Origin of the sequence: Acidaminococcus sp. AM33-14BH (assembly GCF_003603525.1) — a bacterium.
Taxonomy (GTDB): Bacteria; Bacillota; Negativicutes; order Acidaminococcales; family Acidaminococcaceae; genus Acidaminococcus; species Acidaminococcus intestini.
In genome coordinates, this window is record NZ_QTNG01000009.1 from 55,398 (window position 1) to 70,868 (window position 15,471).

At 50.6% G+C, this 15,471-nt stretch carries 10 protein-coding genes; 1 reads left to right on the plus strand and 9 read right to left on the minus strand.

Features of this window, described 5'->3' with window-relative positions; translation table 11 throughout:
• Window positions 1-133: 133 nt before the first annotated feature.
• Window positions 134-3,325 (plus strand): DUF3427 domain-containing protein, encoded by a 3,192-nt coding sequence (locus tag DW817_RS07570; protein WP_120111932.1) that lies wholly within the window; start codon window positions 134-136, stop codon window positions 3,323-3,325.
• 68 nt (window positions 3,326-3,393) lie between these two features.
• On the opposite strand, the gene DW817_RS07575 is transcribed toward DW817_RS07570, so the two are convergent.
• From DW817_RS07575 to argH, 9 genes are all read right to left on the minus strand, one after another.
• The gene (locus DW817_RS07575; RefSeq protein WP_120111936.1) at window positions 3,394-4,422 is read right to left on the minus strand and encodes a ribonucleotide-diphosphate reductase subunit beta; all 1,029 of its coding nucleotides are present in this window, start codon (window positions 4,420-4,422) and stop codon (window positions 3,394-3,396) included.
• A 21-nt stretch (window positions 4,423-4,443) separates the two neighbouring features.
• A complete protein-coding gene (locus DW817_RS07580; protein ID WP_021736583.1) occupies window positions 4,444-6,726 on the minus strand; it encodes a ribonucleoside-diphosphate reductase subunit alpha in 2,283 nt (760 codons plus the stop codon).
• A gap of 159 nt (window positions 6,727-6,885) precedes the next feature.
• The gene (locus DW817_RS07585; protein WP_243634097.1) at window positions 6,886-7,986 is read right to left on the minus strand and encodes a glycosyl hydrolase family 18 protein; all 1,101 of its coding nucleotides are present in this window, start codon (window positions 7,984-7,986) and stop codon (window positions 6,886-6,888) included.
• 105 nt (window positions 7,987-8,091) lie between these two features.
• Entirely contained in the window at window positions 8,092-9,024 is a 933-nt protein-coding gene (locus tag DW817_RS07590) for a manganese-dependent inorganic pyrophosphatase (RefSeq protein WP_009014634.1), read from the minus strand.
• Between the two features lie 46 nt (window positions 9,025-9,070).
• Complete coding sequence (locus tag DW817_RS07595) at window positions 9,071-10,669, minus strand: NAD(P)/FAD-dependent oxidoreductase (RefSeq protein ID WP_120111943.1); 1,599 nt, start codon at window positions 10,667-10,669, stop codon at window positions 9,071-9,073.
• 3 nt (window positions 10,670-10,672) lie between these two features.
• Entirely contained in the window at window positions 10,673-11,605 is a 933-nt protein-coding gene (locus DW817_RS07600; protein ID WP_016460014.1) for a YbbR-like domain-containing protein, read from the minus strand.
• Window positions 11,592-12,452 carry a diadenylate cyclase CdaA gene (gene cdaA, locus DW817_RS07605; RefSeq protein ID WP_014129023.1) on the minus strand — a complete coding sequence of 287 codons (861 nt, stop codon included), beginning with the start codon at window positions 12,450-12,452 and terminating at the stop codon, window positions 11,592-11,594. Before cdaA ends, DW817_RS07600 begins: the two co-directional genes overlap by 14 nt.
• A gap of 30 nt (window positions 12,453-12,482) precedes the next feature.
• On the minus strand, window positions 12,483-13,754 hold the full coding sequence (locus DW817_RS07610; protein WP_243634098.1) for a M20 family metallopeptidase: 1,272 nt from the start codon (window positions 13,752-13,754) through the stop codon (window positions 12,483-12,485).
• A gap of 303 nt (window positions 13,755-14,057) precedes the next feature.
• Window positions 14,058-15,470: an argininosuccinate lyase gene (gene argH / locus DW817_RS07615; protein WP_120111947.1), complete on the minus strand. Its 1,413-nt coding sequence runs from the start codon at window positions 15,468-15,470 to the stop codon at window positions 14,058-14,060.
• Between the last annotated feature and the right edge of the window lies 1 nt (window position 15,471).

Below are 15,471 nucleotides of genomic sequence, written 5' to 3' on the forward strand. Positions count from 1 at the left end.
TGTCCTACATACTGCATTTATTGTAACAGGTGCCGGCCATTCATGCAATGGATTTGCCACGCTCCCCCTCTTTCTTTTAGCTGCAGAAAAGGACGCGATCTGCTATACTGGAAAGCATAAAGGAGGATGCCCTATGGAACTTACGCTGCTGCCTGATGGAATCTATGAGCGCGTCATTTCAGACGAACTCGGGAAGGTGCTTGACGAGGCAAGCAAAGAAGAACAGATTTGGAAGGAGACGGAGACGGTCGATTCCCAGGAAGGGGCCCGTTATCTATCTGATTATGCCGGCCGCCTCATTCACTGTTGCCTAAAGGAAATCGCCGATCAGGATGAAGAAGGAAGTACGGCCCTTAGTAAGGAACTTCATCTTGTCAATGACCTCATCCGGCTTCTTTCAAAACGCATGGAAACCTTAGGCGAAGGCCACACCGTAAGCCGTGAGGATTTTCTTCTCACCCAGCTGAAACGGCGTCAGAATACCCTCAAGGAAATCATTCTGGAGCGGCCTTTATCGGGGCTTTCCCATTCCACGCTCTTTACCAACAGCAAAAAGGACGTTTCCCTTGTAACGGAACTGCAGCGGGAAATCCAATCCGCGGACCGCATCGACCTGCTCGTTTCCTTTATCAAATATTCAGGGTATATTATGATCCGCCCCTATCTCCAGGAATTCACCCGCCATGGAGGAAAGCTCCGCGTCCTTACGACAACCTATATGGGTGCGACCGATCCCAAGGCCGTAGCCGAGCTGGGAGCTCTTCCCAATACGGAGGTCCGGATTTCCTACAATGTCAAGGAAACGCGTCTTCATGCCAAGGCCTATATTTTTTACCGCAGCAGCGGCTTTTCCTCGGCTTATGTCGGATCATCAAATCTCTCCCATGCAGCCATCGCCGATGGACTTGAATGGAATATGAAGATCACCCAGCAGGATATGCCCCTTGTCATGGAAAAAATCCATACGACCTTTGATACATACTGGCATAGTGATGAATTTCAGGACTTTAGCGAAAAAGACCGTCCGTATCTTGAAGACGCCATTGATGCTGAACGGGGACGGGGCAAAAAGGAAGGTTCCGCCCTTTCCTATGCTTTCCGAATCCGTCCCTACCCGTATCAGGAACAGATCCTTGATGCCCTGCAGGCTGAGCGGCAAATCCATCACCGCACGCGCAATCTCGTTGTTGCCGCTACGGGTACAGGGAAAACCGCCATTGCAGCTTTTGATTACGCTCGCTTTGCCAAAAATAGAAACAAGGAAACCCGTCTTCTTTTTGTGGCCCACCGGGAGGAAATCCTCACCCAATCCCTTTCCGCCTTTCGTCAAGTCCTCCAAGATCCAGGCTTTGGGGAACTTTCCGTAGGGAGCTTCAAGGCCAAACGGGCGGACCATCTTTTTATCTCCATTCAAACCTTTCAGCACCAGCGTCTGTGGGAAAAACTTGATTCCCATTACTATGACATGATCATTGTTGACGAATTCCATCATGCAGCAGCACCGAGCTACCAGAAACTACTCTCCTATTTCAAGCCAAGGATCCTTCTGGGCCTTACGGCAACGCCAGAACGCATGGATGGGAAAGACATCCTCTCTTATTTTGATGGTCATATGGCAGCGGAAATCCGTCTTTCTGAAGCGATTGAAAGACGTCTCTTGGTTCCTTTCCATTATTTTGGCGTAGAGGACCCCATCGACTTGAGTCACGTTGCTTGGTCAAAGGGACAGTATGAAACAGATGAGCTTATCCATCTTTATGCTAGGGATCATACGGCAGAGATCAGGGCCAACGCCATCTTAAGGGCTCTCACTCGCTATACCAGTGATCTGCGGGATGTAAAAGGCATCGGTTTTTGCGTTGGAATCCAGCATGCCGAATTCATGGCCCGTTTCTTCACCAAGGCGGGGATTCCTTCCCTTGCCCTATCGGGGGATACACCTGATGAAGTGCGCCGGAAAGCAGCAGCTGACCTAGCTTCCGGCAGGCTGACCTTCCTTTTTGTTGTCGACATCTTTAATGAAGGCGTCGATATCCCCGCCGTCAATACGGTACTTTTCCTGCGTCCCACGAACAGTCTCACCATTTTTTTACAGCAGCTGGGACGCGGCCTGCGCCTTTTTGAAGGCAAGGACTGCCTTACGGTCCTTGATTTTGTCGCTCAGGCAAACCGAAAATACGACTTTGCTTCCCGTCTTTTTGCCCTCATGGGGACAAGGAACCTCTCCATTCGCCGTGAAGTTCAGCTAGGCTTTCCCCACGCACCCAAGGGCTGCTGCATTCAGCTGGAAAAAGTTGCCCAGCAAAGAATCCTTGAAAATATCAACAGCCAGCTAAAAGGACTTTCCTACTATCTGGAAACCATTCGTGAACTTTACGAGATAACAGGGAGCGTACCGACACTTGCGGAATTTTTCAAAGCTTCCGGCATCGATCCCCACCTTTTTTATAATGGGAAGCGAACCTACACAAGGCTGCTCATGAAGGCCGGCCTCATAGAAGAACGGGAAGAAAGCCTTGAGGAAAAAGTCCTCATGAGAGCTTATCCGGCGCTCCTTTCCCTGGATTCCCCGCACTGGATTTCCTATCTCAAGGAAAACCTGAAAGCTCCTCAACGGCCAACAACGATTCTTGATAGGGAATATGCGGCCATGCTGTACCACACTCTTCTTTCAAAGGATCTAGAAGCCCTTGGGATTATTTCCCCAGAAGCGCTCATCTTGAGCCTTAGCCACTGGCATCCCTTTATCAAGGAACTGGAGGCCTTTTTGACGATGCAGGAAAACGCCCTGTCCTTCCTGCCCCAGTCCCCCGGGGTCCTTTATCCCTGTGCCCTTGAAGTCTATTGTCACTACACAAGAAACCAAATCTTTGCCGCGCTTGGGTACGATCATCCCAGTTCCATCCGCGAGGGCGTCAAGTTCCTGACCCCAGAAAAGAGTTTTGCTGTCACCCATCCAACGGATGTCTTTCTTGTAACCCTGAATAAATCAGACCGCGACTTTTCGGAGACAACACGTTATGAAGACTATTCCATCGATCGGATGACCTTTCACTGGCAAAGCCAAAGTACGACGACACCCCATTCAAAGACGGGGCAGCGTTATGAAAGGCTGTGCAGGGAAAAGGAAAAAGCGGGTTATATTCTTCTTTTTGTTCGTGAAAATAAAAAAGATGCCTACGGCGGCACCCAAAGCTATACGTTTCTTGGCCGTGTAAGCATCGAGCGTCTTCAAGGCTCACAGCCCATGACCGCGATCTTGAAACTTGCCCTGCCCCTATCTGCCGGCCTCCTCACGGAAACCGACGCAAGCGGCGTCCTGTAAAGTCCTGTAAATGAAAGATCCCAACAAACGCGTCACATAGACCATTCGTTGGGATCTTTTGTGTTATGCTATACCAAATCGTCAAAGTCAAAAGCGGCGGCTTTCGTGTAGTTCGTTACTTTCGCTTCAAAAAAGTCCGTTTTCGTTCCATTGAGATTGGAGAAGCTTTCAATCCATTCCATGGGATTCTGACTGATTTCCGGGTAAAGGGGCACAAGTCCAATGGCTTCAAGGCGGATATTGGCCAAATACTTGATGTACTTTTCGATCAGGCCATTATTGAGCCCCAGAATCTTATCATCCGTAATATACTGGCCCCATTTGATTTCATTTTCCGCACCCTGACGGATCATGTCGGCAATATGGGCATCCTGCTCCTTTGTAAAAAGATCGGGCCGTTCATGACGCAGTTCGCGGAGGATATTCTGGAAGAGAATGAGGTGCGTCACTTCGTCACGGTTGATATATTTGAAGATGGTGCTCGTTGCGGTCATTTTCCCCTGGCGGGCCAAGGTGTAAAAGAAACTAAAACCTGAGTAGAAATAAATGCCTTCAAGGATATAGTTTGCCACAATGGTATGAAGGAAATTGCCTTCGTTCGGATCATCGCTGAAGCGCTGATACGCATCGGCAATAAACCGATTCCGTTCCAATAGCGTCGAATCCGTGCGCCATTCATCATAAATCTTATCCCGTGTAATGGGATTTGTCACCGTATCAAGGATATAGGAATAACTCTGCGCGTGAATTTCCTCTTGAAAAGCCTGGATGTTTAAGAGGGACGCCACTTCCGGTGCCGTGATATAACGGCTTATGTTTGGCAGGTTTTCGCTCTGGACGCTGTCAAGAAAGTTCAGGAAAGAAATAATCTTATCGAAGGCACGGCGCTCGCTGTCCGTAAGGTACGGGAACTGCTTGATATCTTCGTTCAAGGAAATTTCTTCGGGAATCCAGAAGTTATTGAGCATGGTCCGGTAAAGTGTATTGGCCCAATCATATTTGATTCGGTTCCATTCGCGCAGGTTTGTCGTATTACCGCCAATCATGGCCTGGGTCCCGCGCTGCCCATGTTCATTAAAAATAAGTTTCTTTTTCATCTTGCGCTCCTTCTCACACAGTCAGGATGAACAGCTTGTGCATTCATCCATTTCAAGGGACTGGTTCCGCACATAGTAAATGGTCTTGATGCCCTGTTTATAGGCTTCAATATAGAGGTTCAGTATTTCCGAGGCCTTCATGCGGGGCGTGATATAAAGATTAAAGGATTGGGCCTGATCGATGTGGCGCTGACGGGCTGCATTGGCACGAATGGACCACTGCTGGTCAATGGTATGAGCTTCCTTATAGAGCCAGAATGTCTTTGGGTTAAGGTCCGGTGCCGTTTTCGGGGTAAAGGATCCTTGTTTTTCCTCTATGAAGAATTTCTTGAAAATAGGATCGATGCCAGCCGTTGTATTGGCAATGTTGCTCGTTGAACCGGTTGGCGCCACAGCAAGGAGATACCCATTGCGCATACCGTACTTGTGGACGTCGGCAGCAAGACGCTGCCATTTTTCACTGGTATAGCCGCGCCGGGTAAAGTATTTGCCCGTATCCCATTCAGATCCCTTGAAGGCAGGATAAGCCCCCTTTTCTTTGGAAAGTTCCATGGACGCTTTGATGGCATAGTAGGCAATCTTTTCAAAAAGGGCATCAGCCGCGGCTATGTGTTCTTTTGATTCCCAGCGCAGGCCGTGCTTTACAAGATAATGGTGGTAGCCGCTCGTGCCAAGGCCAATGGCCCGGTATTTGTCACAAGTCAGCCGGGACTCCGGTACCGGCGTCTGGTTGATGGTAATGACATTATCGAGCATGCGCACCTGAAGGGCAATCTGTTCTTCCAGGAAATCCTCATCAATCTTGCCAAGGTTGATGGAATTCAAGTTGCAGGTGACCATATCGCCTGGCGCTGTCACTGTCGTAATGGTCCCATCGTCCTCAAGGATTTCTTTTTTGAGGTTCGTAAAGCCCACATTCTGTGCGATTTCATGACACAGGTTCGAAGCATAGATCATCCCCGCGTGCTTATTGGGATTGGCTTCATTGACCGTATCCCGGAAAAAGATGAAAGGGGTTCCCGTTTCAACGGCACTTTTCATGATTTTTTTCATCATCTCAAGGGCGGGGACGCTGATGCCATGGAGACGGGAATCCTTTTCACAAGCAAGGTAATGCTCCGTAAAGGCTTTATCTTCCTCCGTATCGTAGAAGTCTTCCAGAGCAAAGCCCATGACCGTATTCACTTCATGCGGATCAAAGAGGGTAAAATTTTCGCGTTTGATGAGGCGCTCCATGAAGAGGTTCGGAACGGAAATAGAGGGAAAGATATCATGGGCCTTGCGCCGATCATCGCCGTTATTGGTCCTCAGTTCAACAAATTCATAAAAATCCTTGTGCCAAATATCAAGGGTCACCGTCGCGCCGCCCTTGCGCTTACCAAGCTGGTCAACGGCAACAGCCGTATCGTTATAGAGCCGGACCCAGGGAATGACCCCTCCGGAAGAGTTCTTGAATCCCCGGATATCACTGTTGAGGGCCCGAACCTTCCCCAGATAGATGCCTAGGGCCCCTCCATGCTTGGAAACACGGGAGAACTTGCTGTTCACATCATAAATGGACCAAAGGTTGTCATCGACACCAGCCACAAAACAGCTGGACAGCTGATGAAATGGCGTGCCAGCATTAGCAAGGGTCGGCGTTGCCGTTGTCATCTTGAGCTCGCTCATAAGGTCATAGAACTTCTTGGCGTAGGCCACCTTGTTTTTCCCTTCAACGAGAGCAAGATGCATGGCAATGGCCATAAAGCGTTCCTGCGGCAGTTCATAGACTTCCTTGTTAAATCCCCGTACAAGATAACGGTCTGCCAGGAGTTTGAGTCCTTCATAGTTAAAAAGGTAGTCCCGTTTCGGTTTGATATAATCCCCCAATTCCTGGAGCTCATCTTCCGTATAGTCCGTCACAAAAAAATCAGCATATTTCTTCTTGTCAACCAGCATATGGATGAGATTGGAGAAATTCCCATAACCAAAGGCCTTATAACGGCGCTGGATGGCAGCCTCTTTATAGAGGTCAAAGAGGAACAGGCGGGCAGCCACAAACTGCCAATCCGGATTCATCTCCTGAAGGGGTACCCCGCCCCCTTCATGACGGGAGGGAATGACTTTTTCAATGGCCGTGCGGATCAAGGTCTGCTGGATCTGTTTCGTGGTCATACCATCGACAAACTGAAGCTTGGAATCCATTTCAAGCTCCATGGGATCGCATGAATCAAGTCCCAGACAGGCAAAAGCAATCATACGCTTGGTCTTTTCGACGGAAAGGGGTTCAAAATGCCCGTCCCGTTTGCGGATCATGATGTCCATAAGTGGCTTCCTTTCTTGTTCCTAAAAGTAAGAAAGACCACAAGATATAGTGGTCTTTGATTGTTTCTTTGGGTTCCTCATACATTATACGGGCTCATAGTCCATAAATCAAGTAAGAATTATTTTATGATTATTATTATAAAAATAGGAAACAGGACATTATTGTTGGGAAGCATGGGCTCCATTTTTCTGACTGATTTCAAGAAGGTGCCAGACATCGGGCGTTTCAAAGCCATATCGCCAGGCTGCCGTCCCTGCCAGCTGATACTGTATTGCGAGACGGGACTTATAGTAGAGGCTCAAGGCATCTTCCTGCCAAAAGACATAATCCCTGCCGCCTTCCGTATAGGAAACCCGAGTCATCTTTTCCTCTGGGAGCCAGGTCTTCCGGAAGGTCGGAAGGTTCTTTTTATCATGAATGAGCTGCTGGGCCTGCCACATACCAAGGGTTCTCGCCCGATACTCCTTGGTGCCTTCCGGGGCCTCCCATAGGCGCATATAAAGTGGGAGACCAAATAGAAGTTTTTCCGGGGGAACGCCCTGGGCAAGAGTCTCTTGGACCTTCTTTTCATCCCAATTGAAAGAAGCCGTCGGTCCCGGCACTTTACTCAGCCGAGAAAATTGATCATACGTCATGAGAACAAGATAATCCACGCTTTTCGTCAAGGCCTTCCGGTCGTAGCAGCGGGACCAATTGGGATTGCGGCTGGGAGCTGTGACATCCATACTGAGGATCAGTCCCTTCTTTTGGGATTGACGGCGCAGATAGGCCATGAAGCTTGTGAGGGCATCACGATCTTTTTCATAGATGTTCTCAAAATCGATATTGATTCCATCAAAACCGTGCGTTTCAGCCTCTTTCAGGAGCTGGTCAATGATAAAGCGCTGGGCATGGGGGTCTTGAAGGAATTTATGAGTAAGATCCGGATCAAAGGAATTGGTCACAAGCGGCCAGACCTGGTACCCTTTTTTGTGGGCCCGTTCCGTATACCCTGGCACAGCCACGCCTTCCACCTTTCCATATTCCCCCGTTACACGGTACCAACACGGCGAAACAACGGTCAGGCCTGGGACCTTGGGCAGCGATGAAAGATCCACGCTGGGATCATCCTTATGCTGCCAAACCATACTGATGGGATGCGTCAAGCTAGGCGCCGGTTGGGGCTTAGCTTGGCTGTCCTTTTTAGGGGTGGCGCAGCTTCCCATCCCTATGACAAAGGTGAGGAGTACAAGTCCCAACAAAAAAGAAATTTTTCGCATAGAAGCCTCCTGGATCATTGTTTGTCCTTATTGTATCAGGTACGAAAAAAGAGAGGCCATGAAGAAAATGAAATTCTCATTTTTTCACAGCCTCTCATACATTTTTTATTTTCTGAAAGCGTCCGTCAGAGGCGGAACAATCTGTTTCTTCCGGGACAGGACGCCGGGCATATGGAAGTGACCGTCAGCTTCAGGGTTGCCGAAGGCTTTTTCCAGGACGTCGCCGTTCTTGCCAGCCCAAAGAAGTTCCGTCACTTCCGTCATGATATCCGTGACCATGAGAAGGCTCGTGTCAGATTCACCAGAAGCCACCATTTTTTCCAGTGCGGCCTTCAATGCCGGCCATTTTTCCTTGGCTTTTTCGCCGTCCATGACGTTCACTTGGGCAACGGTGACTTTTCCTTGCGGGAAATCAAATTCCTTCATATCACCGTGGCAGATTTCATCAGGCGTGCTGCTGTTGATGGCAGAACCATGCTGCAGCATATCAAGGGCATAGGCTTTCGGATCCTTGATGCCGGCGATTTCAGCAAGTTCCAGACCGATCTTGCGGTCCGTTTCCGTTGTTGTCGGAGACTTGAAAAAGAGCGTATCAGAGCTAATGGCAGAAAAGAGCAGGCCTGCATACTGCGGCGGCAGGGCAATACCATTTTCCTTGGCCAGTTTGGCAATAATGGTAGAGCAGCAGCCCAGCGGTTCAACGCGCATATAAAGGGGTGCAGCCGTCTTCAGGCCGCCCAAGCGATGGTGATCGATGACTTCCTTTAGGTCCGCATCGGCAAGACCGTCTACAGCTTGGGATTCTTCGTTATGGTCGACGAGGATAAGCTTTTGGCCCGGTTCGACTTCTTCGATGAGTTTCGGTGCTTCCATCTTGAAGGCATCAAGAACGTATTGGGTTTCCTTGCTGACTTTGCCGGCTCTGCAAGCGACAGCCGGTACACCGAGCTGCTGTTTGACATAGGTATAGGTCAAAGCGCAGCAGATGGAATCCGTATCAGGGTTCTTATGACCCGTTACAATCGTCATGTTTTCCATGAATGAACTCTCCTTTTTACCTGTACAGAATTGTATATACACAAAATTATACCACAGTTGGCGCAAATCGTGCCATAAAATGCCGTGCCTCATGGAATCCGTCCATAGCGGCACTCGTGATGCCGCCGGCGTAGCCGGCTCCTTCACCGCAGGGGTAAAGGCCGCGGCAGTTCAGGGACTGTCCATTTTCTCCGCGTACAATGCGCAGGGGCGCGCTGGTTCTTGTTTCCACACCTATCATAAGACCTTCCCGGCTGAAACCGGGCAGACGGCGTTCAAAATCACGGAGCCCGTTTTCCAAGGGATCGGTGACAAAGTTTGGCAGGATCTTTCTCAAATCATAGGGGACAAGGCCGCGCCGATAGGTTGTCTTAAAAGGAACGGATAGATCCGGTGCCGTATGATCCACAAAGCTGCGGCTTGACTGGGCCGGAGCCCGGTAAGCGCCAGCAGCCCTGTAAGCAAGGGCCTCATAACGGCGCTGAAAGACCATCCCACCCAAAGGACCTTCGGGAAAATCGTCGGGTGTCACAGCAACAACAAGGGCACTGTTGGCCCGACCCGTATCCCTTTTGTAGGGGCTCATGCCATTTACGACAAGTCCTCCTGTCTCAGAGCTGGAGGCAACGACTTCGCCGCCCGGGCACATGCAGAAGGAATAAACAGCCCGGCCGGACGCGTCATGATAGATGAGGGCATAGTCAGCAGCCCCTAGCTTCGGATGCGCGGCAAATGGCCCGTATTGAGCCTTGTTGATGAGGGCCTGACTATGCTCAATGCGCACGCCGACAGCAAACGCCTTGGCTTCCATATGGACGCCGCGGGAATAAAGGGCGTCATACGTATCGCGGGCGCTGTGTCCGCAGCAAAGGATGACGCCGTTTGTTTCGAGGCGTTCCCGGCCGTTTAGGGTAACAGCCGTCAGCCCTTTTTTCGAATCCAGATGAAAATCCGTCACCTGTGTTTCATAACGGATTTCCCCACCCGCCTTTTTGATGCGATGGATCAAGCCCGTGACCATGATGCGGAGACGGTCCGTCCCAACATGGGGCTTTTGTTCATACAAGATTTCTTCCGGAGCACCGGCGGCAACAAAGGTTTCAAGGATATGGCCCACAATGGGGTCATTGACCCGCGTCGTGAGTTTTCCATCGGAAAAGGTGCCCGCCCCGCCAGCGCCAAACTGGACATTGCTGACAGGATCAAGTTGTCCCGTTTGCCAAAATGTTTCCACATCTTTTACGCGGTGGGCAAGATCCCGTCCCCGCTCCACTACAAGGGGATGGTAGCCGTTTTCCGCAAGTTCGAGGGCAGCCATCAGCCCGGCAGGGCCAAGTCCCACCACGAGGGGACGCCCGTGCAGCGTTTCGCTTCCAATCTGGGGCTTTGGGGTCTGTGCCCTTTTATAGGGCAGGATGAGCTGCTTTTTTTCAAGACGGCTGCGTTCCCCATTGGTTAGCTCCAGATCAAGGAGCAGATGATAGACAAAGGTGATACTCTTCTTGCGTCGGGCATCGATGGCCTTTTTAAGAAGTGTCACGCGGCGGATCTTTTGGGGAACAATCCCAAGCTGCCGTGCCGCCGCTTCCTCTAGGGTGCGGCGGCTTTCAAGACCGACGCGGAGGTTATTCATTCTAAAAAGCATGGTTTATTGGTCCTTTTCGTTTTTCACGGTGATTTCAACAATGACATTATGTGTATCGGCAAGGACCTTGTCAGGAATCTGGAGAGGCATATTGAGCTCCACATTGCTTGTGATATTGTCAAGGACAATGGGGGCCGTCTTGATTTCCTTCAGTTCTCCCAGGACCTTGGGATCTGCCGTCAGGCGCACGGTCTGGGGCGTGATCTTGGTTCCGACCAGCGTGATGCCACTTGGTAGTTTACCCGAAAGATCGGCTTTGATAGGAAAATCGTTGGTCCCTAGCTGACGCACGATGGTGACCGTCGTCGAAACCTTGCTGGGCGTCACCTTGACATCGTACATTTCGCGGCCCAACTGGTCAACGGCCACGGCGGTCGCATCTGTTTCAAAGTTCTTATCGTGGTTTGAGATATCGACCATGACAAGGACCTTGGCCACTTGATTGATGCGCTCTTCCGCCCCGCTGATTTTCACCTGTAGGGGATTGAGATCCATCCGGCTTACGGTGATGCCGCTATGAGGTACGCCCACAATGCGCGCTTCCAGTTTCATCTCTTTTGAGACCTGTGTATCGATTTCAAGCTGGAGCAGACTCGGCGTGATCTCGATGACCTCGCCGTTCTTGACTTGGGCCGTGACGCGGTAGGTATTGCGTCCTTTGCTGGCCCCCTCAAAATCGATAAAGGCTTTTACATCCGCTGTGCGAAGCGCCGCAATCTGGCTTCGCGTTCCGCTTACGCGCACGTTGACCGTTTCAGGCAAATCCTTGACGAGCATGTCATCCTGAAGATGCACCGTCTGCAGGGGTACGGTAAAGCTACGGGTGGTGATTGGATTCTGTTCATTCATGACATAGACCCAAAGGATGGACGCAACGATGACGCACATGATCCGGGCCAGCCACGAATTTCTTGTTGGGTGTTTACTGCTTAGCATCATCATCGCCTCCTTTGCTGCGATCCTTGAGGCTCAGAAGCTTTGCCTTGATGGAATCTTTCCAGTTGAGCATGGGTTCCTTCATGACAGGACGCAAAAGGTCCTTCACGTCGCGGTGGGTCAGATAGCGCTGGAGTGCGCCGCCGCGGGCAAGGGAAATTGCCCCTGTCTCTTCACTTACGACAAGGATCAGGGCATCAGTCTGTTCCGATAGACCAATGGCCGCACGGTGCCGCGTCCCCAGCTCCTGGCTGAGGTTCCTCGCTTCCGTCAAGGGCAACAGGCAGCTTGCAGCTGCAATGCGGTCGCCGCGGACAATGACAGCTCCGTCATGGAGCGGCGTATTCGGAATAAAGATATTTTCAAATAGGGCCGTGCTGATCAGTCCGTCAATGCGGACGCCCGTTTCAATATAATCGTCAAGGCCTGTTTCCCGTTCAAAGACAATCAGGGCCCCAATCTTGTTGCGGGACAGATCATCAGCCGTCAAAGCCACCGATTCAAGCATGTTTTCTACCTGCATCTCATTAAGGACCGTGCTGCGGCGGAACAGTTTGCCTCGGCCAATCTGCTCTAGGGCACGGCGCAGTTCGGGCTGGAAAACAATAGGCAGGGCAAACATGACAATGGTCATGAATTTTTCAAGGAGCCAGTTGATCACATACAGATTCAGCCATTTGCTGACGAGCATGACCAAAAGCAGCATCAAAAGGCCCTTGACAAGGGACGCCGCCCGTGTGTTTTTCAGCATTTGGTAGAGCTTATTGAGGAAATAAGCAACCACCAAGATATCGATGACATCCAGGAAAGTGATGGTATGGATGAGATCTAGGACATGGGATTCCAAGGGTTTCGCCTCCTCAAGGTTCTGGATTGGTTAAATATTCCGTTCGACCAGTTCTTCAACCGGTTCATCCGTCTTTTTAAAAGGAATGTCTCCTTCATAAGCAAGGAAGGCCAAGGCATAACTGACGGCCATGGCAGAGCCCATCATGAGGCCCCTTTCGTCCATATCAAATTCCGGCGTATGGTGATTGGCCCCGCATCCAAGGTCCGTATTTTGAATGCCTGTAAAGGAAAGGACCCCTGGATAGAGCTTTTGGAAAAGGGCGAAGCTTTCGGACGCCATCCAAGGCGCCGCGTCAACGACAGCGTCTTTTCCAAGATCCCGCACAAGAGCCTTTCGTCCCAGCGCCGCGCAGGTTTCATTATTGCGCACCTCATAAAGGGCCTTGGGCATGTGGGTGATTTTATAGGAACATTGATAAAGGGCCGTAAGATGATCCAAGGTCTTTTTTAGATAGGTCTCAAAAAGGGACCCCGCTTTTTCATAGCTGAAGAAACGAGCCGTACCGCCAAAGGTGAGGGTACCGGGAATGACGTTGTACTGGTCACCACTATGGACAAAACCCAAGGAAATGGTCAGGCATTCAAAGGGGTCGACACGGCGCATCCGGAAGCTTGAAAGCTCACTATAAATCGCGTGAAAACAGTCAATCGGGCTCCGGGCAAGATCGGGCCGGGCTCCGTGACCAAACTGACCAGAAAGCTCGACAACAAAAGCGCAGCCTCCACTCATGACAGGACCAGGACAAAGCGATACGGTTCCAGCGGCCATATCCCAGCGCACATGGGTCGCATAGCAGCCATCGATGGGAAGCTTCAGGTCATGAACGATGTAGGGCAGGAGATTCCTAATGTCTCCACTTGTTTCCTCACCGCGTTCAAAACAAAAGACAATCTTGCCGACAAATTCATCCTTATGGGCGGCAAGGATGCGTGCCGCCGTAAGGGTCATGGCCATATGGCCATCGTGCCCACAGGCGTGACTGACACCGGGGACCTTGGAAATACAGGCTTTGGGTTCTTGCAGGTTTTTCTCACTTTCCTTAATGGGAAGCGCGTCTGTATCACTGCGCATGAGGAGGGTTCTCCCCTTTTTCCCGCTGTCAAGGATGGCCAGAAGGCCCCCGTCAGGGACATTCACGGTTTCAAGGCCGAGGCCCTTGAGATACGATTCGAGGAAGGCAATGGTCTTTTCTTCTTCATTGCTTAGTTCCGGATATTCATGAAAATAACGGCGCAGACGGACCGTTTCCGCAAATTCCGCCTTTGCCTCGCTGAGGATGTTCATAGGCGTTCCTTTCATAATAAGACGCTGCTTGGCAGCTTATGAAGGTGCCCGTAGGGCCCTTCCGGAGACATAAAATTACAGTTTATTATACCATGAATTGCCGATTCTTCCATGCCTTTAGCCTCTTTGCCCCGCAAAAGTTCCATAAAAAGACACAACCTCCTTCCATAGGAAAAGAGACACTCACCGGTGCTTTTATTTTCCTACGGAAGGAGGCTCATGTGGACACGAGGAAATGGACACTCCCGGTCCCCTTTATTTCAAGGTGCCAGATGATTGTGTTTGCGGAAAAGGTAAGCCTTTTCCTATAACAAAAGCTCAGCGCTTTGTTACCAACTCATGAAGGGTCTTCTTCTGCCCATCAACAAGTGACCGGCCCAAGGTCAGTTGCTTAGCATTTTCCTTTGGTGCAGGGCCGCCGTAGGACGTACGGGCAGCCACGCAGTTTTCTGGACGCAGGGCTTCAAGGAGATCCTTTTCAAAAAGAGGCGAAAACTGTTTGTACTCGTCCAAGGTCAACTCTACAAGATACTTGCGGTGCTTGATGCCATAAGCCACGGCTTCGCCAACGACTTTATGGGCCTTACGGAAGGGCAGGCCTTTCTTGACAAGGTAATCAGCAAGGTCTGTCGCATTGGAATAATCCTTATGGACAGCTTCGGCCATGCGATCCTTGTTCACCGTCATAGTAAGGAGCATATCCCGAAAAACAGTGAGGGAAAACTTCACCGTATCAACCGCGTCAAAAAAACCTTCCTTATCTTCCTGCAGATCCTTGTTATAGGCAAGAGGCAGGCCCTTGAGCGTTGTCAAAAGGGCCATGAGGTGACCATAGGTCCGCCCCGTCTTGCCACGAACGAGTTCGGAAATATCGGGATTCTTTTTCTGGGGCATCATGGATGAACCCGTTGCAAAAGCATCATCAAGATCAATGAACCCAAATTCCGTCGATGACCAAAGACAGATTTCCTCACTGAGGCGGGACAGGTGCATCATGAGGATGGACGCGGCAGAAAGAAATTCCAAGAGGTAATCCCGGTCGCTTACAGCGTCCATGCTGTTGCCATAAACCGCGTCAAAATTGAGTTCCTCGGCCACCTGGAAGCGGTCAATGGGAAGCGTTGTCCCCGCCACGGCACCTGCCCCGAGGGGCATGATGTCCGCACCTTTCCACACCCCTTCAAGGCGGCGGAAATCGCGCAGGAACATATTGAAGTAGGCCAAGAGATGATGGCAGAAAGTAATGGGCTGCGCCCGCTGCAAATGGGTGTACCCGGGCATAAGCGTATCCTGGTTTTTATCTGCCACCATTAGAAGTGCTTCTTCAAAGCGGATGACAAGGTCCATGACTTCGGTCACAACCCGTTTCATGTACATATGCATGTCAAGGGCCACCTGGTCATTGCGGCTTCTGGCCGTATGGAGACGAGCACCGGCATCACCGATGCGTTCCGTAAGGGCCGCTTCCACATTCATGTGGATATCTTCCAGTTCGGTCTTGAATTCGAACGTTCCCTTTTCAATATCGTCAAGGATGCTCGTAAGCCCCTTCACGATCTTTTCGGCATCACTTTCCGAAATGATGCCCGTTTTGGCCAGCATATGCGTGTGGGCAATGCTGCCGCGGATATCTTCATGATAGAGGCGCTGATCATACTCAATGGATGCGTTGAAAACGTCTACCAAGGCATTTGTATCCTTACTGAATCTTCCACCCCATAACTTTGCCATC

Bases quoted from the DNA above. Each gene is read 5' to 3' on its own strand.
- DW817_RS07570 (WP_120111932.1), top strand. From the start codon at position 134: ATGGAACTTACGCTGCTGCCTGATGGAATCTATGAGCGCGTCATTTCA.
- DW817_RS07575 (WP_120111936.1), bottom strand. From the start codon at position 4,422: ATGAAAAAGAAACTTATTTTTAATGAACATGGGCAGCGCGGGACCCAG.
- DW817_RS07580 (WP_021736583.1), bottom strand. From the start codon at position 6,726: ATGGACATCATGATCCGCAAACGGGACGGGCATTTTGAACCCCTTTCC.
- DW817_RS07585 (WP_243634097.1), bottom strand. From the start codon at position 7,986: ATGCGAAAAATTTCTTTTTTGTTGGGACTTGTACTCCTCACCTTTGTC.
- DW817_RS07590 (WP_009014634.1), bottom strand. From the start codon at position 9,024: ATGGAAAACATGACGATTGTAACGGGTCATAAGAACCCTGATACGGAT.
- DW817_RS07595 (WP_120111943.1), bottom strand. From the start codon at position 10,669: ATGCTTTTTAGAATGAATAACCTCCGCGTCGGTCTTGAAAGCCGCCGC.
- DW817_RS07600 (WP_016460014.1), bottom strand. From the start codon at position 11,605: ATGCTAAGCAGTAAACACCCAACAAGAAATTCGTGGCTGGCCCGGATC.
- DW817_RS07610 (WP_243634098.1), bottom strand. From the start codon at position 13,754: ATGAAAGGAACGCCTATGAACATCCTCAGCGAGGCAAAGGCGGAATTT.
- argH (WP_120111947.1), bottom strand. From the start codon at position 15,470: ATGGCAAAGTTATGGGGTGGAAGATTCAGTAAGGATACAAATGCCTTG.